Origin of the sequence: Rufibacter immobilis (assembly GCF_003721565.1) — a bacterium.
Taxonomy (GTDB): Bacteria; Bacteroidota; Bacteroidia; order Cytophagales; family Hymenobacteraceae; genus Nibribacter; species Nibribacter immobilis.
In genome coordinates this window covers 1411789-1435016 of the sequence record NZ_RJJE01000017.1, presented here as the reverse complement: position 1 = coordinate 1435016, position 23228 = coordinate 1411789, and the positions used below count along the sequence as shown (strand labels likewise).

Below are 23228 nucleotides of genomic sequence, written 5' to 3'. Positions count from 1 at the left end.
AACCAGTGATGCGTGACAAAAAAATGCCGGGCAAGGCCACGGCATTTAGTGAGGTTGAAGGAATAAACTCTGGAATTTACTTTTTCAGTAAAGCTACGGCCTCAACGTTACCTTGCTGTTCGGCCAGGGCCAGTGCTGTCAAGCCGCGCTGATCTTTAAGCGAAGCATCGGCACCATTTTGTAGGAACAGCTTTACCAACTCATTGCGCCCGAACATGGTGGCAAACATAAGGGCCGTGCCGCCGTTGCCGTTCTGCAGGTTCAGGTTAGCCTTGTGCTCCAGTAAGAGTTGGGCAATGGCCAGTTCACCTTTGAAAGCGGCCCCCATCAAGGCGGTGTTGCCGGTCAGATCCTGGTGGTTGACGTTAGCCCCGGCTTTGAGCAGCGCAGCGGCGGCCTCGGCATGGCCGTTATAGACGGCAATAATCAAAGGCGAAAAACCTTTCTGGTCGGTGGCGTTCACATCGGCTTTGCTCTGGAGCAGTTTCTGAATAGCTGCTACGTCGCCGGTTCTGGCTACGGAAATCAGATCAGTGCCCTGGGCGAAGACGGCCGCGGGTAATAAGAAGAAGCAAAGTTTTAGTAAGAGCGTTTTCATGGTGTTTTTCGAAAATCGGGTTAAAAACAGGGTTTATGTATTCTGATCGGGTTAAATTCAGGCAGCCTTCAGGGCGTCAGCGGTTGAGGGATGGGGTTGTACCAGCGCGTGCAGGCAGGAAATCCAGGTAGCATCATCGTTCAGGCTTTCCGCCAGTTGCCAGTGCTCGCCGCCGTGTTCCTCAAACAACTCTTTGTATTCCACGCCCACCTCTATGGTGGTTTCCAAGCAGTCGGCCACGAAGGATGGGGCGAAGGCCAATACGTTTTTGATGCCCCGGGCCGCAAGTTGCTGCACCACGTCCTCGGTGTATGGTTGGAGCCAGGGCTCTTTCCCTAATCTGGACTGGAAGCAGACAGTGTAATTTTCCTCAGCTATGCCTAATTGGAGGGCTATGGCCCGGCTGGTGGCGTAGCATTGGGCGCGGTAACAGTTCTGGTTTCCGGCGTGGAGCGTGTGCTGGCAATTGGCTTCGGTACAGCTTTTGAAAGGCTCGTCTTTATGCAACTGGCGCTCCGGCAGACCGTGGTAGGTGAAGACTACGTGGTCATAGTTCTGTTGCTGAAGGTGCTTTCGCCCAATTTTCGCAAAAGCCTGCACAAACTGCGGGTGCTCCCAGAACTGCGGCACCAGCCGAAGAGGCGGGACCACGGGCCAGTCTTGCAGCAGTTCCATGAACTTCTGGTACACAGAACCGGTAGTGGCCGAGGCGTACTGTGGGTACAGCGGCACAATGACCAGTTCCGTCACGCCCGCCTTTTTCAGCTCTGCCAAGGCCTGCGCCACAGATGGGTTCTGGTAGCGCATGGCTAGCTTCACCACGTAATCCTTTCCTAAAGAATCCTGCAGCAGTTGGGCGGAGCGGTAGCCGTACACTTTCAACGGTGAGCCTTCGTTAGTCCAGACCTGCTGGTACAACTTCGCTGATTTAGGAGCCCGAAACGGAGCGATGAGCAGGTTTACCAGCGGCCAGCGCTTCAGAAACGGAAGGTCTATCACCCGCTCGTCCATCAGAAACTCACGCAGGTATTTGCGCACATGGGGCACAGACGGGCTGTCTGGGGTGCCCTGGTTTACGAGCAGGACCCCAATTTTATTGGACACATTCATGGAAGGTGCAGCGTTAAGAGAGTTGAAACAAGGTTTGCAAAGATTCCAGCAGCAATTTTCTGTCAGAGCCTTGGGTGTTCTTCAGGATTCCGGCAGGTCTGCGGAGCAACTGGTTCAAAGTGGTGTTCGCCAGCGCAGGGGAAGGAGTTTTGTCGCCTGAGCTGTTGATTCGGTGCTGCACTTCGGTTTCCACCACGTGGGCCAACAGGCGTTTCAGCTCCTGCAGGGTATGGGCCACGGGTAAATCCTGCAGCCAGGCTTCAAATTCCTGCGCCTCTTCTTCTATGATGCGCTGCACATCGGCAATGGAGGTTTCGCGCAGTTTCTGCACGGCTTGGGTTCGGCTGGTGATGTCGTCCATGTTCACCAGGGAGATGCCGGAGATCAGTTCCGCTTCGGCGGGAATGCTGAGCGGCACGGCCAAATCCAGCAGCACGCGTTTTTTCTGCGGAAGGTTTTGCAGCGTAGGCAGGGAAATCACCTGGCCGCCGCTCACGCAGGAGATCATCACATCGAACCGTTCTAGCTGTCCCTCCATGTCGGTAAAAGGGAGCACCTGTCCATTTACGGTTGAGGCCAGAGCCTCGGCTTTCTCTATACTGCGGTTGGTGAGTGTGATGTGGGTAAACCCGAAGGAGGCGGCATATTTGGCTACATCGGTGCCCAACTGGCCGGTGCCTATGATAAGCAGGTTCTTCTGGGCAAGGCTCTGCCGCGGGAAGAAATCGGTGACCCGTTCCAGGGCCGCGTAGCCCACCGAGGAAGCACCCGCTCTGAAAGACGTTTCATTATGCACGCGCTTGTGCGTTTTGAACAGCGACTGGAAAGCATGGTGCAGCAAGGGACTAGTGGCCTTCAGTTCATTGGCTCGCCCGTAGCTTTCTTTGAGCTGGCCAATGATCTGGCGGTCGCCTAGTACCTGCGAGCGCAAACCTATGCCCACTTCCAGCAGGTACCGGAACGCCTCCTGGCTTTGGGTGAAGTGCTGGAACAGGGATAGATAAACTTCTGGCTTGCCAATGTTTTTAAACGCGAGCAGTTCCTCCAACACCTGTGCGGTAGAGGGGCCTTCCGCCTCAAAATAAACCTCGGTGCGGTTGCAGGTAGTTACCAGGACAGCTCCCGCCACCAACGATTTTTCCTGTAGGCTTTGCAGAAAGGCAGCCGCTTCTGCGTCAGTAAACTGGAGCGCCTCTCTGTACTGGACAGCGGCGGTCTGGTGCGAAAGGGAAAGGGCCTGCAGTGTGTTCACGTGTGTTGCATCTTAGGTGAAAAGGGTGGAACAGGCCGGGCAGAGACCACCCGGCTTGTTCTGTATGGTAAAGTAGATTATTTGGAAGTAAGCGCCTGTACCTGGGTTTTGTCCAGTTTCAGGGCCTTGATGAGGCGCGTGCCGTAATCGGCATCGGCTTGGTAGAAATAGCTCACCATTTTGTTCAGCACTTCTTTGCTTCTGATCTGGCTCATGTCGCCAGCCAGGTTGCTGATGAGGTGCTCTTTCTCTGTTTTAGACAGGGAACGGTACAGGTCACCAGCTTGCTGGAAGTTATTCTGCTTGCTGATGGCGCGCTGCATGGTCTCGGCGTCTATCTTCTGGGTAGAGTAGTGGAACTGGGCATTGTCTGTGAAAGACGGATTGGCCGTGCTGGGCTGGTAGTTCACGTCTGATGCCGTGGTGCGGTTGCTCAACACGCCGTTCTGGTTGTAGCTGTTCACCTCTACTTTAGGGGCGTTTACCGGAATGCGCTGGAAGTTGCCGCCCAAACGATAACGCTGGGTGTCAAAATACGAGAACACGCGGCCCTGCAACAGACGGTCTTCTGAGGGCTCAATGCCGGGTACCAGGGTACCGGGCGCAAACGCGGCCTGCTCCACCGATTCAAAGAAATTGTCGGGCACTTTGTTCAGGGTCATCTTGCCAATCTTTTTGCTCGGCGCAATGATCTCTGGCCAGATTTTGGTAGGGTCCAGCGGGTTGAAGTCAAACTTGTCCAGGTCCTCAGGCTTGATCATCTGCACCGACAGCTCCCAGGCTGGGAAATTGCCTTTGTTGATCTCAGCGTACAGGTCTTGGGTGGCATGGCTGTGGTTAGTGGCTTGCACCTGGGCGGCTTGCGCCGAAGTCAGGGTTTTTACGCCTTGCTGAGAGGTCCACTTGTATTTCACGTAGGTCACTTCGCCTTTGGCGTTCACCCATTTGAAGGCGTGTACCCCAAAACCATCCATCTGCCGGAAGTTGGCCGGAATACCCAAATCCTGGTACAGGTAGGTGAGCATGTTGGTGCTTTCGGGCTGGTTAGACAGGAAGTCGAACACGCGGTGGTTGTCCTGGCGGTTGTAGATAGGCGACGGCTTGAACGAGTGCACCATGTCTGGGAACTTGATGGCGTCCCGGATGAAGAACACTGGCAGGTTGTTGCCCACCAGGTCATAGTTGCCTTGGTCGGTGTAGAACTTAACGGCGAAACCCCGTGGGTCGCGCAGAGTCTCTGGTGAACCGGCCTCGTGTACTACTGTGGAGAAGCGTACAAACACTGGTGTTTTCTTCCCCGGCGAATTGAACAAAGAAGCTTTGGTGAACGCAGAGTTATCGGCGTAATTCTCAAATTCCCCGAAGGCCCCGGCCCCGCGGGCATGTACTACGCGCTCGGGAATTCGCTCGCGGTCAAAAGAAGCCAGTTTTTCAATCAGGTGCACATCGTCCAACAGCACCGGACCGTTCTCACCGGCCGTTCTGGAGTTCTGGTTGTTCCCCACCGGAGCGCCGGTATTGGTAGTAAGGGGTTTCTGCGCAAAAACCAGCTGGCTACCAGCCAGGAAGGTTAATAAGAGTAAGGATTTTTTTAGCATTTTGGGTTTAGTAAAATAGATCAATGCACCAAAGTTGCTAGGTTGGGCTTTATTGTTCAAATCGATAATAAAGATGATATGATAGATTAAAGTGATGAGGTGCTTTAATTAGTTCTTTACTTTATAGATGCAGAACCTCTGTTGGGCTAAAAAACTTGTAGAGGAGAAGGGGGGTAGTGTTTTTAAAAGATTATACAACTGGTCAAGTTGCAGTGTTTACGGCCCTACTGTGATACCCACCACTACCCCTCCAAGGAGGGGACTTTCTCCTGCCAACTTTGCAGATGATTCCCCTCCTTGGAGGGGTAGGTAATGTGGCAACTGCTTTAATAACGCGCAGTTATAAGTCCTCGCCCTATCAACCTTAAAAGACTTCTATGATGCAAGTGTTCACTTGTGGTGCCGTTTAGGGGCCGTTTTTCTGAAATTAGGCAAAAACCAGAGTGTAGGTGAGAACGCGTTGCTCCTACATCTGCTGTGGCAGAAAGTTAGAATTGCCCTTCAAGTGCCCTGCGGTTGAGATATATTAAGAGAGCCGTTTATTTGGAAGAAGGAGTGCAGAACCATCACTGGCAGCAGTTTGCTCTCTTAATTTGCGTAATTTTACCTTGGGCTTGCTACAGGTTTGCATGGGAGTGAGGTAAGGGAGAAACAACAAGCGTATCAGAAAGAATGAAGATACTGGTCATTGAAGATGAGCCTAACGTGGCCGCATTTATCAAGCGAGGCTTACAGGAGCAGACGTATGAGGTAGAGGTGGCCTATGACGGCAATATGGGTAAGAAATTAGCGCTACAGAACGAATACCAGGTCATTGTCATGGACGTGATCTTGCCCCACCTCAGCGGGCTGGACCTGTGCCGGCAGCTGCGCCAGGAACAGTTACGCACGCCCATTTTGCTGCTCACGGCGTTGGGCACCACAGATGACGTAGTGGACGGTCTGGAAGCCGGGGCCGATGATTATTTACCTAAGCCCTTTAAGTTCAGGGAGCTGGTGGCGCGGGTGCGGGCACTGGCGCGGCGGGCAGAACCCCAGCCAGCGGGCAACCTATTGCGCCTGAGCGACCTCACCATGAACCTAGACACCAAAGAAGTAACCAGAGCCAGCAAAGATATCAACCTCACCGCCCGCGAATTCGCCTTGTTAGAGTACTTCCTGAAAAAGCAGGGCAAGGTGCTCTCCCGCGTTGACCTGCTGGAAAATGTCTGGGACCTCAACTTTGACCTGGGTTCCAACGTGGTGGACGTGTATGTCAATTACCTTCGGAACAAGATAGATAAAGACTTCCCGGTGAAGCTGCTGCATACGGTGGTAGGAATGGGGTACATGCTTAGAGAACCAGAATCGGCATGAATTTCAGGAAACAGCTCACCCTTACGTTCACTGGGTTAACTACGGCGGTACTCGTCATCACGGGGCTCATTATCTATCTGGTGTCTGAGCAGTTTACCAGGCGCCAGTATTTTCAACGCCTGATTGACCGGGGAGTAGTCTCGGCGCAGATGTACCTGGAGCAGGATGAGTTCACCTCGCAGCGCATGCAGAAGACGCAACGCAAATTCTTCCAAAGCCTCTCTGAAGAAACCCTGGCTATCTTTGACCAGGAGCGCCAACCCCATGTGGTGTCAGATTCACTGGGCTACACCATCCCAGACAAGATTTTCCACCTCATAGACAAACACGGCGAAGTGGAGTTCTGGCTGCATGGCAAGCAGGGCATAGGCATCTGGTACGAAGACAATGAGGGCGATTTTTACGTCATTGTCATGGCCAAAGACCTGACGGGCAGTGAGAAGCTGCTCAACCTCAAACAGATCATCATTATTAGTGTGGTGCTGGGTTGTGTGGTCATGGCGCTGGCGGGGCGTTTCTTCGCCCGTAAAGTGTTGCAGCCCATTGTGGCCATTGTGCAGGAAGTAAATAAAATACGGGCGGCCAACCTGCATTTGCGCGTGCAGGAGCGTGACACCCAAGACGAAATAGCCGAACTGGTGAACACGTTTAACCAAATGCTGGAACGCCTGGAGACTTCCTTCTACATGCAGAAAAGCTTTATTGCCAATGCCTCGCATGAACTCAGAAACCCCATCACGGCCCTGAGCGGTGAATTGGAGGTAACCCTTATGCAAGACCGCAGCCCTGCCGACTACAAAGCCTCGCTGCAAGCCCTCCAGAAAGAAACCAACCGGCTGGAAAAACTGACTACTGATCTGATTATGTTGGCCCAGACGGGTTTTGACGAGCAGGAAGTGCGGCAGGAACGCGTGCGCATAGACGAAGTGCTGCTGGAGGTGAAAGCCGAACTGAACCATGCCTTGCCGCAAAACCAGATTCTGCTGGACCTTTCCTCTCTGCCACCCAACCCGGAGCAACTGACCGTGCTGGGCAATAGAAGCTTTTTACAGGTGGCGTTCAAGAACGTGCTGGAGAATGCCTCCAAGTTCTCTGACCATCAGCCGGTGCAGGTGTCGCTTTATTGGCAGGAGCAGCAGGTGCAGGTACGGGTGCAAGATCAGGGAATTGGGATACCCGAGGAGGAAATTGGCAGGGTGATGGAGCCCTTCTACCGCGCCCATAATGCCCGTTCCAGAAAAGGAACCGGTATTGGCCTCACCATGGCCGAAAAGATTCTCCGGTTGCACGGCGGCCGCATAGAACTCACTTCCTCCCAAACCCAGGGCACCACGGTCACAATGGTACTGCCTTTGGTGACAAGTTAATGCCCCCCTTTAGTTTCAAAGGGTAGGTTTTACTACGTACGATCTGCTAAAGTCTTCTCTACTTAACAGCCGGTTAAAAATCAATCGTTTTTCCGTTTAGGGGCTCTTTTTCCTAAAACAGGCCCAAACTAGGTTTGCCTAAAAAAAAGAGGTGGCCAGTGACCACCTCTTTTGGCTCAAGTAAGAACGGAACCAACACAAAGAACTTAACCTATCTAAACTTCGCTAGGCGGGCACTGCGTGGGCAGTCCGGGCCACGGTAGAACGGTTCCGTTTCTTCTTGAGTGTTCTCTTGTACACGCTGTCAAAGAGCAGCGGGAAAATAAGCAGCGTGAGAATAGTGGCACTAATGAGCCCGCCAATGACCACAATGGCCAGGGGTTTCTGCGTCTCAGAGCCAATGCCGGTAGAGAGGGCGGCGGGCAATAACCCAATGGCGGCCATGAGGGCGGTCATGACCACGGGGCGGGTGCGTTCGGCCACGCCTTCTTTAATGGCCTGAGCCAACGGCAGGTTCTCCTCCAGGTTCTTCTTGAACACCGAGATCAGGATCACCCCGTTCTGCACGCAGATCCCCAACAGGGCAATGAACCCAACTCCCGCCGAGATACTGAAATTGGTGTGGGTGAGCAAGAGCGCCAGAATACCGCCTATCAACGCAAACGGCACATTCAGAATCACCAGGGCGGCATCACGGCCATTGCCGAAGAGGGCAAACAAAATCAGAAATACCAGCACCAAACTTACTGGTACTACTTGCATGAGGCGGTCGGTGGCGCGTATTTGATTCTCAAATTCGCCTTTCCACTCCAAATGCATGCCTTTGTCTAGTTTCACGGCCTGGTTCACTTTTTCCTGCGCTTCCTGAATGGTGCTGCCCAGGTCACGGCCCCGCACCGAGAATTTCACGGCAATGAAGCGGGCGTTGTCTTCGCGGTACACAAAAGCGGGTCCCGTGACGGCACTGATTTTGGCGATTTCCTGTAAGGAGATGTTGCCGCCGTGGCTGGTGGGCACCCGCAGATTGGCCAACTGTTCCTCATTGTTCCGGAACTCCTGCTGGTACCGGAGCCGGATGTCAAACTTCCGTTCGCCTTCATACAGGCTGCTCACGCCTTTGCCGCCAATGGCCATCTCAATCACCGCCTGGGCATCTGCCGGGGAGACACCGTACGAGGCCATACGCTGCTGGTCCAGCTCTACCCGCATTTCGGGCTGCCCAATGAGCCGGATCACACCCAGATCATCAATGCCTTCGATTTTCCTTAGAACGCTGTGCACACTGTCGCCCAGCACTTCCAGCCGTTGCAGGTCATCGCCGAACACCTTGACCGCCATAGAGCCTTTGACCCCAGAAACGGCTTCCTCCACGTTGTCCATGATGGGTTGGGAGAAGTTGAAACTGATGCCTTGGTAAGCGGCCAGTTTGTTCTGCATCTCCTGAATAAGCTCCTCCTTGCTGATCTTGCGTTCCCAGTCATCTTTGGGTTTGAGATCCACGTGCAGTTCAATGTTGAAGAAGCCGGTAGGATCGGTGCCGTCGTTGGGTCTGCCGGTCTGGGACATGACCTGTTTTACTTCGTCAAAAGCACCAATGGTTTTACGTATCTTCTCCGTCATCTCCACCGACTGTTGCAGCGAGGTGCTCATGGGCATGTTGGCCCTAACGTACACCGCCCCCTCGTTCAGCTGCGGCAGAAACTCGGAACCCAGGAACCTGAACAGGTACAGTCCTGCTACCAGTACCATCAAGGCCACCGCCATACTCGCTTTCTTGTGCCTATAGGTGAAAGAAAAGCCCCGGTACACGTGTTTGTTGATGAAGTTCACAAAGGGATTGTGTTTCTCCCGCACGTTCTTGTTCAGGAGCATGCTGCTCAGCACCGGCACCAGCGTAAGCGTGAAGAAAAGCGCCCCCAGTAAAGCGAAACCCAATGTATAGGCCAGCGGCGAGAACATTTTACCCTCTACCTTCTGGAACGCGAAGATGGGCAGCAGGGCCGTGATGATGATCAGCTTGGAGAAGAAGATGGATTTGCCCAAATCAACGGCGGTTTTCTTGATGATGCCCCGTTTGGAGAGGGCGTTGAAGCGCGGCATTCCCAGTTCATGCGCTTTCTTGTCCAGCACCACAAACAGCCCTTCCACCATCACCACGGCCCCGTCAATGATAATCCCGAAGTCAATGGCACCCATGGAAAGCAGGTTAGCCGACATGCCTTTGAGCCGCATGCACACAAACGCGAAGAGCAAGGCCAGCGGAATGATGATGGCCACGGTAAGGGTGGTGCGCCAATCGGCCATGAAGAGGAACACGATGAGGGTTACCAGCACAATGCCTTCCAGCAGGTTGTGGGTCACGGTCTTGGTGGTGAATCCGATGAGGTCTGAGCGGTCATAGAACGGCACAATCTTCACATCATCGGGTAAGACCTGCTCGTTCAGTTCGATGATTTTGCTTTTCAGGGCATCCAGGACTTCGCTGGGATTTTCGTTTTTGCGCATCACCACAATGCCTTCCACCAGATTAGTCTGCTCGTCGCGGCCCACGTAGCCCAAGTTGGGCAAATGGGATTCTGTGACGGTGGCCACGTTTCTGATGAGTACGGGTACGCCCTGGCGCTCGGTCACCATCACGTTCTCAATCTCATTAATGTTGTTGAGTTGCCCAATGCCGCGCACCACGTAGGCCTGGCCGTTTTTCTCAATCACATCGCCGCCCACGTTGAGGTTGCTCTTGGCAATGGCCTCGTACACGTCTGGGGCGGTGATGTTGTATTTGCCAATCAGGCTAGGATCTACGCTCACCTCGTAGGTTTTGACCTCACCCCCAAAACTTACTACGTCGGCAATGCCAGGCACGCCTTTCAGTTTACGGTCGATTACCCAGTCCTGAATGGTTTTCAGTTCGCGCACGTCCTTGGTTTTGCTCTGCAAGGTGTAGCGGAAGATTTCGCCGGTTGGCCCCGCCGAAGGCTGCATCTCGGCATCCACGCCGTCGGGCAGGTTCACGGTGGCCAATTGGTTGGCCACCAGCTGGCGGGCATGGAAATCATCTACCTCGTCCTCAAAAATCATGGTCACCACAGACAACCCGAAGAGCGAGATGGACCGGAGGCTGGTTTTGCGCGGCACCACGTTCATCTCCACCTCAATGGGAATGGTCACAAACTTTTCCACCTCCTCGGCGCTGCGGCCCGGCCACTGCGTGATGATCTGCACCCGCGTGTTGGTTACGTCTGGGAAGGCCTCAATGGGCGTATGCAGAAAGCTGAATACCCCCGCCACTACAATACCGGCCGTGATGAAAAACACCAGAAACCGGTTCTTAAGCGAAAAGGCGATGATACTTTTGATAAAAGAACTCATAAAGGAATCTTGCTTTTATAGAATGAAAAGGGCATTCGCCGGCGGCGAAGGAGTAGTATCTGGTATGTTTTGCCTGATTTCCGTTTAGAGGCTCTTTTTCTGAAAACAACCCCAAAACGGAAAAATGACTTCACCCGCTCTCGGCCAACTCTCGAGCCCTTTATCTTGATTTGGAGGCGTTGTACACCAGCAGCGGATATTTGCTCACCACCGTTTCGCCGGCCTTGAGGCCGCTTTGCAGGTAAGCCGTCTTGCCCACCGTCTGGTACAGGGTCACCTCGCGCTGCTCCACGTCACAGCGTTTGCGATAGACCATCACGTAGTTTTTGGTCTGGTCAAACACCAGGGCGTGGGCGGGTATGGCCAGAAGCTTGCGGTCCTCGGGGTACTCAATCTTTATGTTGGCGAACATCTCGGGCTTGAGCGAGAAATCGGGGTTGTCTAGCCGAACCCTTACTTTCATGGTGCGGGTTTCGGGGTCCAACACGTTAAAGATTTTGTCAATCTTGCCGTAAAGGACTTTGTCTGGGTAGCTGAGGGTGGTTACCTGGGCGGTGTAGCCTTCCTTCACTTTGGCAATGTCAGACTCAAAGACGTTGGCCATGACCCAGATCTCGTTGAGGCTGGAGATGGTGAACAGCGTGGCGTCATTGTCTGAGCGTATCTGCATGTCGGCGTTCACGTTCTTCTCTACCACAAAGCCCGCGGCGGGCGCTTTCACTACATATTCAGAGCCTTTGCCCACGCTGTAAATGCTGAAAATCTGCTTCATGCGCTGCACCTCGGCCTGCGCGATGTTCTTCTCCCGTTGCGCGGCCAGGAAATCCTGTTCAGAGAGAAGCCCCGCCTGCAGCATGTCCTGGGCCACTTGCAGGTTTTTCTGGGCCATCTGCAACGCCGAGGTGGCGGCAATGCGCTGCTGCTCAAATTCAGCCACTTCACTGCTCCTGATCACCGCCAGAACCTGGCCTTTCTGCACATAGTCGCCCAGCTCCACTTTCACGGTTTGCACGTGGCCGCCCACCAGCGGGAAAATTTTGAACACCTTCTTCTCGTCTAAGGCCACTTTGCCCACCAGTTGCAGTTGGTGGGTCACGGTTTGTAGCCGGGCGGTGTCTAAGGTGATGAGTTGGGAAAGGGTATCGGTGAGGCACAGTTCCTGCGCCGCCAGAGGCGTTTGTGCTGCGGTTTTTTTATCTTCTGAACAGGCTGCCACAAGCGAGCTGGCCGCTACCAGAGAGAAAAACGGAAGGAGGAAGTTCTTTTTCATCTTCATACAAAAGGAGTGAGGTTAATAGCTGATGACAGGTTTGCCTACCACAAAATTGATTTCTTCCAGGGCGCGCAGGCGGGTGGTGCTCAATTCCAGCAGTTGGGTCATGCTGTCGGTGTAGGTCTCATAGTAGTCTAGGAACTCAATGAGGCTGATGTTGCGGCGCATGAAACTGGAGGTGATGCCCTCCAGCAGGCGGTCAAAATCCTTCCGGAAATTTGGGTCAAAGGAGTTGTAGAACTGCTGGGCTTCCTGCGCTTTGCGGTACGCCTGCATCACCTGGGTCTCTACCTCCAACTGCTGTTGCTCCAGCAGGTGCTGGCTTTGCTGCACCTGGTGCCGCGCCATATTGATGTTGCCCTGGTTGCGGTTCCAGAGGGGCAGGGGCAGGGAAACGCCCAAGCCGGTGTAGTTCCGGATGAAGTTGCTCTGGCGGTCATAGTTGGCGCTGAGGGTAAGGTCTGGCACCGCCAGGGCTTTCTGCAGTTTCAGGTTGGCTTCCTGTACTTGAACCTGGGTTTGGGCCGATTTCAGGTCATAGCGGTTCTCCTGGGCGGTCTCCAGCAATTGCCCGAACGTGAATTGGTCGCCGGTCACGTCGTTCAAGGCAGTTTCATCTAATGCCGGCACCAGAACGGTGGAGGCCGGAGTATGCGTGAGCAGTCTCAGTTCCGACTGCCTTTCCTGGATTTCGTTCAGCAGGCTCAGCTGTTGGTTGCCCAGTTGAAAAAGCAGGGCTTTGAGTCGGGTGATTTCCTTCAACGCGATGTTTCCTTTGCGGTACTGCCCCTCCAGCGCCGTCACCAGCTGCTGCACCGACTGGGTTTTCTCCCGCAGCACCGCGTAGCCCTGCTGTTTGTAGTACAGCTCCACCATGTTGCTGCGCAGCGCGAAACGCAGCGTGCGCAACAAGTCAAAAAACGCCTGCTCCGTCAGTTGGCTGTTAAGGGTTTCCACCTGCACGCGCTTGTTGCGTTTGCCCGCCAGAAACACCAGTTGCTCCAGTTGCACGAAGGTTTGTCCGTTGCGGCTTACGTCAAAGTAGCGGCCGTTCTCCGGGTTGTACAGACTCTGGTCAAGGGAAAGGACGGGGTTCTCAAACAGCTTAGCCTGCAGAATAGCCGCCTTGGAAGCCTCAATGGCAGACTTCTGCGCCAACAGCGGCAGGTTTTTCTCCAGAAACAGCTGTTCTGCCTGCGCCAGGGTAAGATGCAAAGAATCAGCAGCGGTGGTGACGGGAACGGCAGGCAGTGCAGAAGGCCGCGCCGGGAGAGGCTGGAGCAGGCACTTGAGCAAAACAAGCGCAAAAAGGTAAAAAGATACTCTCATGGGTAATTCTTTTTGGAAGAATGCCCAAAACTAGAGTACCCGTATTATAGGCTCATTAGAGCGAGATTAGAGAATGATTAGAGAGAGGAAAATTGGGCTTTACAAGCCGGAAAGCAACATTATTAGAAAATTTTATTTCAAAAGAATTAACTAAAGCTCAGCCGGTTTAAAGGAAAAAGCCTGGGCCGGTTCTGAGAACAAAGCCTTGGTAGGTTTCCAGACGGTGCCGAAGAATTCTGATTTGCGGTAGTTGTCCAGGGCCTCGTCAGAGTCCCAGAGGCTGTAGGTGCTGTACACGTGGGGGAGGTGGTAGTCTTGTAACAATTCTACGCTTCGGCACCCGGGGAACAACGCAATCTGTTCCCTAGACGCCTTAAATATTTCCAAAAACGCCGCCACGTGCTCTTCCTTAAAGGTCATCCGCACTACTCGTATCAACATCAGCTTTTTTTAATTAGGAATTAGGAATTAGGAATTAGGAATTAGGAATTAGGAATTAGGAATTAGGAATTAGGAATTAGGAAGCCGCTAGACGTAGAGCTTCTTTGCGTTTAGGGGCCGTTTTTCCAAAAACGGCCCCTAAACGCAAAGGAATTCCCCATTCCTAATTCCCATTTCACAATTACTTAAGCGGGGTCTGGGGTGAAACGGATTTCTACCGGAGAGTCAAAGTACATGCCGAGCAGTTCTGAGGCGTGCCCTTTGTTGATGCCAATGGTAAGGTGGCCCTGGCGGTTAAACAAGGCCACGCTGTCGCCTTCGTTTACCTGGTTGTAGCGGGTGCTCAGGCGGTCAATCACCTCGCGGTTCAGGTGAATGGAGAACCGGCGGCCGTGGCCGATGGCGTCTACGCTGTCTTTGCTGATGTCGGTGATGAGGTTACCGTAGTGGTCTACGTGCACCACGTGGCCCATGATGGAATGGTCGTTGAGCCTGAGCTGGCGGTTGATGAGCTGCACCATGCCATCGGCGAGTTCGCCTACTTCAGCCATGGAACCGCCCTGCACCAAAGTCACGGCGGCGGGGGCCATAATGTCGCGGGCGGGCGAGGAGGAATCTGGTTGCAGCGGCAGGTCTACTAACTGCTCGGGGTCGCCCTCGGTGAGCAGCGACAGCAGGCCGTTATCGGCGCAGACAAAATAATGGCCGTTATGCCGGGCCACTTGGTAGCGGCCGCTGCGGGAGCCGTGGGTGTCTACGGCAATAAGGTGAACCGTACCCCTGGGGAAGTCCTGATACACGGAGTTAATCACGTGGTAGCCGTGGGCAATGTTGAACGGATCTACGTGGTGAGAGATGTCTACAATCACTTGCGCCGGGTTGAGCGTCAGAATCTTAGCTTTGACGGAGGCCACGTAATGGTCAATGGTGCCAAAGTCAGACAGAAAGGTCAGAATTCCCATGGGAACGGTTAGTCAGAAGAACTTAAATATTTCTATGTTTGTCTTATAACAAATCTACTATATTTTCAGTAGATTGGTTTTATAACCTCATTTATAAATAAAGTTAGCCTTTGGTAGAAAAAACAATAACCCTAGAGAATATCTCTTTGTTAGATTTCCTGGGCCTCGAGAATCAAAACATTAAACAACTGGCCGCCGCTTTCCCAAGCAGCAAGATCATCTCCCGCGGCAACGAGATAAAGATACAGGGGCAAACCCCCGAGATCACCAGAATTCACGACATCCTTTCTTCCCTTATTGAGCATTACCACCAGTACGGGAAAATCACGGACAAGAGCGTGCACAAATTCCTCACCGCCGACAACGACTTTGAGGAAGATGTGGTCATCACCAGCCCAGACGTGATTGTGTACGGCAGCAAGGGCGGCGTGATCAAAGCCAAAACCCCCAGCCAGCATAAACTGGTGGAGGCCGTGGCCAAGAATGATCTGGTGTTTGCCCTGGGGCCAGCCGGTACCGGTAAAACCTTTATCTCCGTGGCCATGGCCGTGCGGGCGCTCAAGAACAAAGAGGTGAAGAAGATCATCATCTCGCGCCCCGTGGTGGAAGCCGGCGAAAGCCTCGGTTTCCTGCCCGGCGACATGAAAGACAAGGTAGATCCGTACCTGCGGCCTATCTATGATGCGCTGGAGGAGATGATTCCGGTGGAGAAACTCAAGTACTACTATGAGAACAAAATCATAGAGATTGCTCCCCTGGCCTATATGCGCGGCCGTACCTTGAACAACGCCTTCGTGCTGCTGGATGAGGCGCAGAACACCACGCCCATGCAGATCAAGATGTTCATGACGCGTATGGGACCAACGTCTAAAGTGATGATCAACGGCGACCGCACCCAGATTGACTTGCCGCGCAACCAGCGTTCTGGCCTTATTGAAGCCATGACCGTGCTCAAAGACATCAAAGGCATTGGCTTTGTGGAAATGCAGGCCGAGGACGTGGTGCGTCACCGCCTGGTAAAGAGCATTGTGGAAGCCTACACCAAGTTTGACGACAAGCGCCAGAAGGAACGCGAGGAACGCGAAAAGAACGGTGAGTATGATAACCAGGATGCACCGCGCCGTCGCCAGAATTTCCGCCGCTATGAAGATTAATCTGTAGCCGGATTTCCTGCTATTTACTTGAGGGCGTTTAGGAGCTGTTTTTGGAAAAACGGCCCCTAAACGCCCTTCGGCTTTTGTTGGGTTTATGTGATTCAGATAGAATAGGATACGGCTCCCTTGGGCCGGGCCACATCCCAAATCTGCCGTTGCCGTATCTTCTCTAGACCGAAAATTGCCGAAGGAGCCGTACTTTTGCAGCGTTTCATTTTACCAGAACTATGTCTGTTACCGTTAAAAAAATAGAGAATCAGCAGGAGATGGAGGCGGCGTTGCGCATCAGGGAGAACGTGTTTGTGCAGGAGCAGAACGTACCCGCCGACGCCGAATATGACCAGTACGAAGACACCGCCACCCATTATCTGGTCACCAAAGATGGCATTCCCTGCGGCACCGCCCGCTGGCGCCAAACCGAGAAAGGCATCAAACTGGAGCGTTTCGCGGTGCTGGCTTCTTACCGGAACCAGCAGATTGGCAGCGTGCTCCTGAAGAAGATCATGGAAGATATACAGGAGGCGCTGGCGCCGGGGCAGCAGGTCTACATGCACGCCCAGTTGCACGCCGTTCCGTTTTATGCCCGCCACAACTTCAGCACCGTGGGCGACCTTTTCACCGAGTGTGACATTGAACATTACCAAATGGTCCTGAATGGCTAAAGCGGCCCTCACCGGCACCTGGCGCCTGGTGGGCAGTTTTTTGGCAGGAATTATTCTGTACCATGGCATGGGCCGCCACTTCTCTTTAGCGGGAGAGGTGGCGGCTTTTTTTGTGGTGCTTTTTCTGGTACTGGGGGTGCTGGCGCTAAAGCGTCCGTTGGCCCGCCGGCGGCGATGGGCCGGCCTGGCCGGAATGGCGGCCGTGACGGCTTTGGCGTTTTGGGGCGCTTTTTTGAAAAACAGTCCTAAAACGCTGCCCGTGTCCAGCCAGCAGATTACCCACTACCGCATTACTTTAAGCAAAGCGGTGGCGTTGAAACCAACTTCGGCCAGTACGGTGGGTAGGGTGGAGGCGGTGCGCGCCAACGGGAAATGGCACCCGGCGCAGGGGCAGGTGGCCGTCTTCTTCCCGCGTTCGGCGCCAGCCGATTCGCTGCGCTATGGGCACCAACTGGTGGTGAAGGGAACTCTGGCCGCCCCCGCCAAACCCGCCAACCCGTTCCAGTTCGACTACCGGCGCTATCTTTCCCTGAAGCATATTCAGTGGCAGGCGTATCTGCCAGAAAGTTCTTGGATCAGGGTTGGGTATGACCCGCCAAGTACCGTGATGGCCCTGAGTTTGTTCGTCCGGAAGAAGCTGGAAACCGCTTTTAAGCAGCACCTGCAAGCCAAACGGGAGCAAACCATTGCCAACGCCTTGGTGCTGGGCGTGCAGGATGAGCTGGATGCCGCGCTCCGCAATGCCTATGCCCGCACCGGCACCATGCACGTGCTGGCGGTAAGCGGGCTGCACGTGGGGTTGCTGTACGGCGTGTTGCTGTTTTTCCTAAAGCCCCTTCGGCGCGATAACACCAGCCGCTTGCTGGTGTTTCTGATCATTCTGGGGGTGGTCTGGTTCTACGCCTTCGTGACGGGTTTGTCGGCTTCTATTCTGCGGTCTGTGTGCATGTTTTCCTTAATGGAACTGGGGCGGTTGATGAGCCGGAAATCCTCCATTCTTAACACGCTGGCCGTGGTGGCGGTAGGGTTGCTGATTTATGAACCCAATTTTCTGCTGGATGTGGGGTTTCAGCTGTCGTTTCTGGCGGTGGCGGGTATTGTGCTGCTGCAACCGGTGTTCCTTCGGCTCTGGCACCCTGGCAACCGGGTGGTGCGGTTCTTCTGGGAACTGTTGGCTATTTCCGTGGCGGCGCAGTTGGCCACGTTTCCACTGAGCCTGTACTATTTCCATCAGTTTCCGGTGTATTTCTGGCTGGCCAATCTGGTGGCGGTGCCGTTTACGTCCCTCGGGTTGTACATAGGGGTGGCGTTCATGCTGTTGTTCTGGGTGCCCGTCCTGAACGGGTGGATTGGCAAACTTCTGGAGTGGACGCTCTGGCTTCTCAATGAGGTGCTGTTGTGGCTGGAGCATTGGCCGTACGCCGTGCTGGAAGGGTTTGTGGTCACGCCCGGGCAGGTGCTGGCGCTGTACCTGTTCATCCTGGCGGTCAGCTTGTTTCTGCTCCGGAAGCAACTGCCCTGGCTGGCGGCGGCGTTGCTCTGCGTGGCCTTCCTCTCTGGCACTGAGCTGGCGGAGGCCCATCGGCAGCGCCGAAACCAGGAGCTGGTCATGCACAGCGTACGCCGCAGCAGTGCTGTTAGCCTGCTGAATGGCCGCAAAGTAACCCTCCTCGCCGACTCTTCTTTTTACGCCCAACCCCAGCTTTTTTCTTACCAGGTGCAGCCGTATTGGAGGGCCAAGGGCGTGCGGACGCAAGTGCGTTTAGGGGCTCTTTTTCCGGAAACAGGGTCAAACCAGGAAGTGCCGTATTACGTGACGCCGGAAGGAAACCGTCTGCTGGTTTGGAAGGGGCGTAGCTTTCTCTGGCTCAAACGTTTGCCCAGGCCTTTGGCGCAGCCCGTGGAGGTAGATGTTTTGGTGTTGCAGGGGAACGTATGGGCTACTCCAGACCGTTTGCGGCACTCTTTCAGGTGCGGGTACGTTATCCTGGACCAAACCAATTCCAGAGGGTACACCCAACGCAAGGCGCGGGAGTTGGCGGCGGCGGGGTACCAGGTGCACGTGCTGGAAGAAAACGGAGCCTGGCAACTCAGCGGCAACGTTCCCAAAGTGCGCTGAATCGGAGTTCCGCGCCAGTTCATAGATTATGCCTATCTTTACGTAAGGCTCGCAGCTGAGGCTGGTTTCACTAAACAGACAAAAGCATGCCCCAAGTCAAAAATACATTCTCCCTGCATTCCATCAGGGGCAAGATCATTGCCGCGGTTCTGTTAGGTGCGCTGGCGGTGGCCATGTCCTGGTCCATCACCCAGAAGGGGTTCAAAGACATCTTACAGACGGTAGACCAGGTGTCGGCGCCCAATGAGAAACTGCGTACGGTGAACGTTCTTTTCCAGCGGCTTACCCAGTTAGACCAATTGCAGCGGGCGCACGCCAACCGTGGTTCGCAGCAGCGGCACCTCTTCAAAAAGGAAATAGACTCGCTCCAGAGTACTTTGGACACCCTCAGGCACTACAGCGCCGGCAATACCCAGCAATTGCAGCTGCTGGACTCCATGGAAACTAAACTGCTGAAACGCGAGAAACTTTTCGCCGAATACCTGAGCCTGCGCGGTGCCATGATCCACAACGAGGCCCTTTCGCGCCGCATTGCCTCCATCTCCCGAGTATTGGCTAGCAGCAAACCCCACGTAGACAGTACGGTGGTCACAGCCAGCAAGAAAATCACCACCACTACCATTCTGCCCTCGGAGGAGAGCGCATCGGCCCCGGCCGGAAAACAGAAGCCCTCTTTTTTCAGCCGAATCTTTGGTGGACGCAAGGAGGAAAACCTGCCCCCGGCCCTCAAGCAAGTGGAGGAGGAACTGCAGGTGCAGATAGACACGCTTTCGGTGGCCCGACAAGACAGCGCCCTCTGGAAAGTGGAGAAAATGATGCGGCGCGTGGAGCAGGAGCACCACCAGCGCTCCACCCAGCTCCTGAACCGAGAAATGCAGTGGATTACCGCCAACAGCCAGCTGCACAACCAACTGCTCCTGATTCTGCGCACGTTTGAGGAAGAGGAACTGGCCGCCATGCACCAAAACCAACAGGCCGCCAAAGGCGTGGTGAACGGCAGCATTGGGCGCATAGACCACATCATGGTGCTGTTCTCGCTGGGCACGGTGCTCCTGGTGTTCCTGATATTTCTGGACATCTCGCGCAGCAACAAATACCGCAAACAGCTCATTGCCGCCAAAGAGGAAGCTGAACAGCTGGGGCAGGTGAAACAGCGCTTTCTGGCCAACATGAGCCACGATATCAGAACGCCGCTGCAAACCATTCTGGGCTTTTCTGAGCAGATCAGAAGCCAGCAGCGGCCCTCGCGCAAGGCCATTGACGCCATCTACCAATCCTCTGAGCACCTGCTGCACATTGTGAACGAGGTGCTGGACTACAGCCGCATTGTCTCCGGTAAATTCTCCTTTGAGCAGCGTCCGTTTGCGGTGAAGTCTCTGGTGACGGAGGTACTGGAGGCCATGCAGCTGTCTGCTGATCAGAAGCTTCTGTCCCTGAAACTGGCGTGTGCCCTGGAAGGAAACCCGCAGTACCTGGGCGATCCGTTTCGGCTGCGCCAGATGCTCTACAACCTGCTTGGCAACGCCATCAAGTTCACAGATGCCGGAGGTGTCACCCTCAGGGTTTTCCCTGAAGCAGATGCCGAGGCGGCGGGCTTGGTGTTTGAGGTAAGTGATACCGGCGTGGGCATTCCGGCGCATAAGTTGGACACCATCTTCCAGTCCTTTGAGCAAGCCGATGCCACCGTGGTGCGCACCCGCGGCGGCACGGGACTGGGCCTGAGCATTGTCAAAGCCCTGGCGGAAGGGCAGGGAGGAACGGTGACGGTGCAAAGCTCCGAAGGCCGGGGATCGGTCTTCAGAATCAGTCTCCCGTATGGGCAAGTAAGGCAGGAAGAACGCGTGCACTCGGCCTTGCCTTTGGCTCACAACGTGCCGGGGCTCAAGACCGGAAAAGTGCTGGTGGTAGACGATGATGCTTTTATCCTGCAATTGTGCGGCTCCATCTTTCAGAAAAACGGCATTGACTTTACCTGCACCTCGGAGGCGGCGTTGCTCTTGCGGCAGGAGTGGGACGAGGCGGTGCAATTGGTGCTCCTGGACATCCGGATGCCGGAGATCAACGGTTTGGAGTTGTGCCAGGCGCTGCGGAAAACCGGAAAACGGAACCTCCAGATTTTCGCGCTCACCGCCGAGGCCCTGCCCGAAGAACGCCAGCATATACTGGACCACGGCTTTGACGGACTGCTCATGAAACCCTTCCGGGAGGTGGAACTGATGGCCTTGGTCAACGGTAAAATATCGACCCCGATGCCGCAGCCTGAAACTGTTGCCCTACCCGGGGAAGTTGCTTTTAACCTTAGCCCGCTCCGCCAGATGATAGGCCACGATGACGAAATCCTGAAGGCGGTGCTGCAACAGTTTGTCTCTGAAACCGAACAGGATCTTGATGGTCTTTCTGCTTCTCTCACTCACCACCAAGCCGAACAGGTGCGGGAAACACTGCACAAACTGGCGGGCCGTACCGCGCAACTGGGGGCAGAAGAGCTGGCGGCCAACCTTAGAAAAATGGAGATTGCACTGCGCCAGCAGACCCCGCTGGCGGCTTTACAGCCGGAGATTCTGGCTCTGCGTGAAATGGTCTCCAACATGAAAGTACAGGTGCAGGAGCAAGCCGATGCCCTGGCGGAGATGGTAGTGTAGCTGGTGCGTTTAGCGGCCATTTTTCCGGAATCAGGGCAAATCCGGCAACTTGGTCTAAGCGGTTCCCCTTGAGTAGGGCATGGGCAGATTATTCGTTTAGGGCCTGTTTTTCAAAAAACAGGCTCTAAACGCAAACCTGGCTTCTGTTACTCCAACAGGTTGTATTTCTGTAGCTTGAGGTAGAGGGTTTTGCGGTCAATGTTGAGCAGGCGGGCCGCTTTTGATTTGTTGTAGCGGACCTCTTGCAGGGTTTTCAGGATGAGTTCGCGCTCGTTGGCTTCCTGCATCGCTTTCAGGTCGGGGCCTTCTGGGCGCGGGGTGGTGGCCAATTGGTACATTTCCTCGGGCAGTGCCTGTTTCTGGATTTCCTCGGTGGGGGTGAGCAGCACGGCCCGTTTCACCACGTTCTTCAATTCCCGCAGATTGCCCGGCCAACCGTAGTTCCGGAAGATTTCCCGTACCTCTGGCGAGAGGCTTTGCACGTGGCGGTCCAGCTCGGCGTTGGCTTGACTGATAAAATGGTCCACGAATAGGAAAAGGTCCTGGCCGCGGGTTCGCAGGGCGGGCGCCTGTAGTTTGAACTCGTTGAGGCGGTGGTAGAGGTCTTCCCGGAAGTCGCCGTTTTTCACGCTGTTAATCAGGTCATCGTTGGTGGCGGCGATCACGCGCACGTCCACCGGAATGGAGGCGGTGGAGCCCAGCGGCTGCACTACCCGTTCCTGCAAGGCCCGCAGCAGCTTCATCTGGATTTCGTAGCTCAGGTTACCCACTTCGTCCAGGAAAAGCGTTCCGCCCTGCGCCGCCTCAAACAATCCTTTCTTGTCTTGCATGGCCCCGGTGAAAGCGCCTTTCAGGTGGCCAAACAACTCGCTGTTGGCAATCTCCCCCGAAATAGCGCCGCAGTCAATGGCGATGAAAGGCGCCTGGGCACGTTTGCTGTGTTCATGGATGGTGCGAGCCACGTATTCTTTCCCGGTTCCGCTTTCGCCCTGCACCAAAACAGACATGTCGGTGGGGGCCACTAAGGTGATCATGTCGTGCAGTTGCTGGGCAATGGGGCTGTTGCCGGTAATAAAGGCGGCGGCTTTGGGGGAAGTAGTTGCCTCTGGCTTTACCTTCTCCTGCAGCGCTTCCTGTACCACCATGAGCAGTTCGTCTGGGTTCACGGGTTTGGTGATGTAGTCAAAGGCGCCCAGGCGCATGGCCCGTACGGCAGTGCCCACATCCTGAAAACTGGTCATCATGATCACGGGGGGCGGGGTATCTTCGGCTTGGCAGGCCTGGAGAAGCTCAAGACCGGTGCCGTCTGGCAGGCGGTAATCCAGCAGCAGCAGTTGGAAGGAATTCGACTTGACCAACTTGAGGCCGTCTTTTACCCGATGCGCCACTTCTACCAGATAGCCCTGCTTCTTGAGGAAGTTTTCCAGTATCAAGGAAAAAGTGAGATCATCTTCTACCAGTAGTATCCGCGCCATGCTGCTGTTTGTCCTGAGAAGGCAAAAATAAAGAAAGCCGGGAAAACCCGGCTTTCTTTATTTCATAGTTTCATTGTGTACGGGCTTGGTTAGCCAAAGGGGAAAGGTTATTTCACCTGGTTGCCGTCTTTGTCTAATTTGATGGCGCCTTTCTCTTCGCCTTTTTTCATTTCAATGCTATAGTATTCCTTGCCAGCAGCATCTTTCACCAAAGTGGCGGCTACTGGAGTCCACTCTTTGAGGCCAGAATCTGCGGTAAGGGCAGTTTTTACTGCGGCAGGAAGTTCTTCAACTTTCACTGAAGTCTTGGTTTCTTGTGCAGCCGTGGCCGGAGTTTGGGTTGCCGGGGCAGCTTGGGTCTGTCCTTGTGTGGTCTGCGTCTGAGCGTTGGTAGAAACGGCGGCAAATAAAATAAATCCGAAGGCTGATAAGATAACTTTCTTCATAGTAGTATGTTTTATTGGTTGACTGTCTTCCTATTAGCCAGCGCCGTGCCAGAAAATGCATGCTTTGTTTAATGT

Annotated in this window: 17 protein-coding genes; 6 read left to right on the top strand and 11 right to left on the bottom strand. The window is 54.4% G+C overall.

Annotation, left to right across the window (positions count from 1 at the left end; all coding sequences use genetic code 11):
- Positions 1-76: 76 nt before the first annotated feature.
- The 4 genes from EFA69_RS18975 to EFA69_RS18960 all read right to left on the bottom strand — a co-directional run bounded on the left by EFA69_RS18975 (position 77) and on the right by EFA69_RS18960 (position 4558).
- The gene (locus EFA69_RS18975) at positions 77-598 is read right to left on the bottom strand and encodes an ankyrin repeat domain-containing protein (RefSeq protein WP_123134626.1); all 522 of its coding nucleotides are present in this window, start codon (positions 596-598) and stop codon (positions 77-79) included.
- A gap of 57 nt (positions 599-655) precedes the next feature.
- Positions 656-1708 (bottom strand): ferrochelatase, encoded by a 1053-nt coding sequence (gene hemH, locus EFA69_RS18970; RefSeq protein ID WP_123134625.1) that lies wholly within the window; start codon positions 1706-1708, stop codon positions 656-658.
- Positions 1709-1721: 13 nt separating this feature from the next.
- Positions 1722-2960 carry a glutamyl-tRNA reductase gene (gene hemA, locus EFA69_RS18965; RefSeq protein ID WP_123134624.1) on the bottom strand — a complete coding sequence of 413 codons (1239 nt, stop codon included), beginning with the start codon at positions 2958-2960 and terminating at the stop codon, positions 1722-1724.
- A 77-nt stretch (positions 2961-3037) separates the two neighbouring features.
- A complete protein-coding gene (locus EFA69_RS18960) occupies positions 3038-4558 on the bottom strand; it encodes a catalase (RefSeq protein ID WP_123134919.1) in 1521 nt (506 codons plus the stop codon).
- Between the two features lie 672 nt (positions 4559-5230).
- On the opposite strand from EFA69_RS18960, the gene EFA69_RS18955 reads away from it, so the two are divergent.
- Together EFA69_RS18955 and EFA69_RS18950 are read left to right on the top strand one after the other, a co-directional pair.
- Positions 5231-5914, top strand: a complete 684-nt coding sequence (locus EFA69_RS18955) for a response regulator transcription factor (protein ID WP_123134623.1) — start codon at positions 5231-5233, stop codon at positions 5912-5914.
- Entirely contained in the window at positions 5911-7281 is a 1371-nt protein-coding gene (locus tag EFA69_RS18950) for a sensor histidine kinase (RefSeq protein ID WP_123134622.1), read from the top strand. Before EFA69_RS18955 ends, EFA69_RS18950 begins: the two co-directional genes overlap by 4 nt.
- Positions 7282-7506: 225 nt before the next feature.
- Here EFA69_RS18950 and EFA69_RS18945 read toward each other — a convergent pair whose 3' ends face one another.
- The 5 genes from EFA69_RS18945 to EFA69_RS18925 all read right to left on the bottom strand — a co-directional run bounded on the left by EFA69_RS18945 (position 7507) and on the right by EFA69_RS18925 (position 14655).
- Entirely contained in the window at positions 7507-10650 is a 3144-nt protein-coding gene (locus tag EFA69_RS18945; RefSeq protein WP_123134621.1) for an efflux RND transporter permease subunit, read from the bottom strand.
- 160 nt (positions 10651-10810) lie between these two features.
- Complete coding sequence (locus EFA69_RS18940; RefSeq protein WP_245964636.1) at positions 10811-11920, bottom strand: efflux RND transporter periplasmic adaptor subunit; 1110 nt, start codon at positions 11918-11920, stop codon at positions 10811-10813.
- A 21-nt stretch (positions 11921-11941) separates the two neighbouring features.
- On the bottom strand, positions 11942-13252 hold the full coding sequence (locus tag EFA69_RS18935) for a TolC family protein (RefSeq protein ID WP_123134619.1): 1311 nt from the start codon (positions 13250-13252) through the stop codon (positions 11942-11944).
- Between the two features lie 150 nt (positions 13253-13402).
- On the bottom strand, positions 13403-13693 hold the full coding sequence (locus EFA69_RS18930) for a putative quinol monooxygenase (protein WP_123134618.1): 291 nt from the start codon (positions 13691-13693) through the stop codon (positions 13403-13405).
- A gap of 185 nt (positions 13694-13878) precedes the next feature.
- On the bottom strand, positions 13879-14655 hold the full coding sequence (locus EFA69_RS18925) for an SAM hydrolase/SAM-dependent halogenase family protein (RefSeq protein WP_123134617.1): 777 nt from the start codon (positions 14653-14655) through the stop codon (positions 13879-13881).
- A 110-nt stretch (positions 14656-14765) separates the two neighbouring features.
- Between EFA69_RS18925 and EFA69_RS18920 the strand changes: the two genes are divergently transcribed.
- The 4 genes from EFA69_RS18920 to EFA69_RS18905 all read left to right on the top strand — a co-directional run bounded on the left by EFA69_RS18920 (position 14766) and on the right by EFA69_RS18905 (position 21232).
- Positions 14766-15809: a PhoH family protein gene (locus EFA69_RS18920; RefSeq protein ID WP_123134616.1), complete on the top strand. Its 1044-nt coding sequence runs from the start codon at positions 14766-14768 to the stop codon at positions 15807-15809.
- Between the two features lie 227 nt (positions 15810-16036).
- Complete coding sequence (locus EFA69_RS18915) at positions 16037-16471, top strand: GNAT family N-acetyltransferase (RefSeq protein ID WP_123134615.1); 435 nt, start codon at positions 16037-16039, stop codon at positions 16469-16471.
- Positions 16464-18590, top strand: a complete 2127-nt coding sequence (locus tag EFA69_RS18910; protein ID WP_123134614.1) for a ComEC/Rec2 family competence protein — start codon at positions 16464-16466, stop codon at positions 18588-18590. The genes EFA69_RS18915 and EFA69_RS18910 overlap by 8 nt, the downstream gene beginning before the upstream one ends.
- A gap of 86 nt (positions 18591-18676) precedes the next feature.
- Positions 18677-21232, top strand: a complete 2556-nt coding sequence (locus EFA69_RS18905) for a hybrid sensor histidine kinase/response regulator (protein WP_123134613.1) — start codon at positions 18677-18679, stop codon at positions 21230-21232.
- Between the two features lie 146 nt (positions 21233-21378).
- On the opposite strand, the gene EFA69_RS18900 is transcribed toward EFA69_RS18905, so the two are convergent.
- Together EFA69_RS18900 and EFA69_RS18895 are read right to left on the bottom strand one after the other, a co-directional pair.
- On the bottom strand, positions 21379-22707 hold the full coding sequence (locus EFA69_RS18900; protein ID WP_123134612.1) for a sigma-54-dependent transcriptional regulator: 1329 nt from the start codon (positions 22705-22707) through the stop codon (positions 21379-21381).
- Between the two features lie 107 nt (positions 22708-22814).
- Positions 22815-23153, bottom strand: coding sequence for a hypothetical protein (locus EFA69_RS18895; protein ID WP_123134611.1), 339 nt, complete (start codon positions 23151-23153; stop codon positions 22815-22817).
- Positions 23154-23228 lie beyond the last annotated feature (75 nt).

What these genes read in the sequence shown, in the direction of transcription:
- EFA69_RS18895 (WP_123134611.1), bottom strand. Translation starts at nt 23,153, where the DNA reads ATGAAGAAAGTTATCTTATCAGCCTTCGGATTTATTTTATTTGCCGCC.
- EFA69_RS18945 (WP_123134621.1), bottom strand. Translation starts at nt 10,650, where the DNA reads ATGAGTTCTTTTATCAAAAGTATCATCGCCTTTTCGCTTAAGAACCGG.
- EFA69_RS18935 (WP_123134619.1), bottom strand. Translation starts at nt 13,252, where the DNA reads ATGAGAGTATCTTTTTACCTTTTTGCGCTTGTTTTGCTCAAGTGCCTG.
- EFA69_RS18915 (WP_123134615.1), top strand. Translation starts at nt 16,037, where the DNA reads ATGTCTGTTACCGTTAAAAAAATAGAGAATCAGCAGGAGATGGAGGCG.
- EFA69_RS18950 (WP_123134622.1), top strand. Translation starts at nt 5,911, where the DNA reads ATGAATTTCAGGAAACAGCTCACCCTTACGTTCACTGGGTTAACTACG.
- EFA69_RS18900 (WP_123134612.1), bottom strand. Translation starts at nt 22,707, where the DNA reads ATGGCGCGGATACTACTGGTAGAAGATGATCTCACTTTTTCCTTGATA.
- hemH (WP_123134625.1), bottom strand. Translation starts at nt 1,708, where the DNA reads ATGAATGTGTCCAATAAAATTGGGGTCCTGCTCGTAAACCAGGGCACC.
- EFA69_RS18930 (WP_123134618.1), bottom strand. Translation starts at nt 13,693, where the DNA reads ATGTTGATACGAGTAGTGCGGATGACCTTTAAGGAAGAGCACGTGGCG.
- EFA69_RS18960 (WP_123134919.1), bottom strand. Translation starts at nt 4,558, where the DNA reads ATGCTAAAAAAATCCTTACTCTTATTAACCTTCCTGGCTGGTAGCCAG.
- EFA69_RS18975 (WP_123134626.1), bottom strand. Translation starts at nt 598, where the DNA reads ATGAAAACGCTCTTACTAAAACTTTGCTTCTTCTTATTACCCGCGGCC.
- EFA69_RS18905 (WP_123134613.1), top strand. Translation starts at nt 18,677, where the DNA reads ATGCCCCAAGTCAAAAATACATTCTCCCTGCATTCCATCAGGGGCAAG.
- EFA69_RS18910 (WP_123134614.1), top strand. Translation starts at nt 16,464, where the DNA reads ATGGCTAAAGCGGCCCTCACCGGCACCTGGCGCCTGGTGGGCAGTTTT.
- EFA69_RS18925 (WP_123134617.1), bottom strand. Translation starts at nt 14,655, where the DNA reads ATGGGAATTCTGACCTTTCTGTCTGACTTTGGCACCATTGACCATTAC.
- EFA69_RS18940 (WP_245964636.1), bottom strand. Translation starts at nt 11,920, where the DNA reads ATGAAAAAGAACTTCCTCCTTCCGTTTTTCTCTCTGGTAGCGGCCAGC.
- EFA69_RS18955 (WP_123134623.1), top strand. Translation starts at nt 5,231, where the DNA reads ATGAAGATACTGGTCATTGAAGATGAGCCTAACGTGGCCGCATTTATC.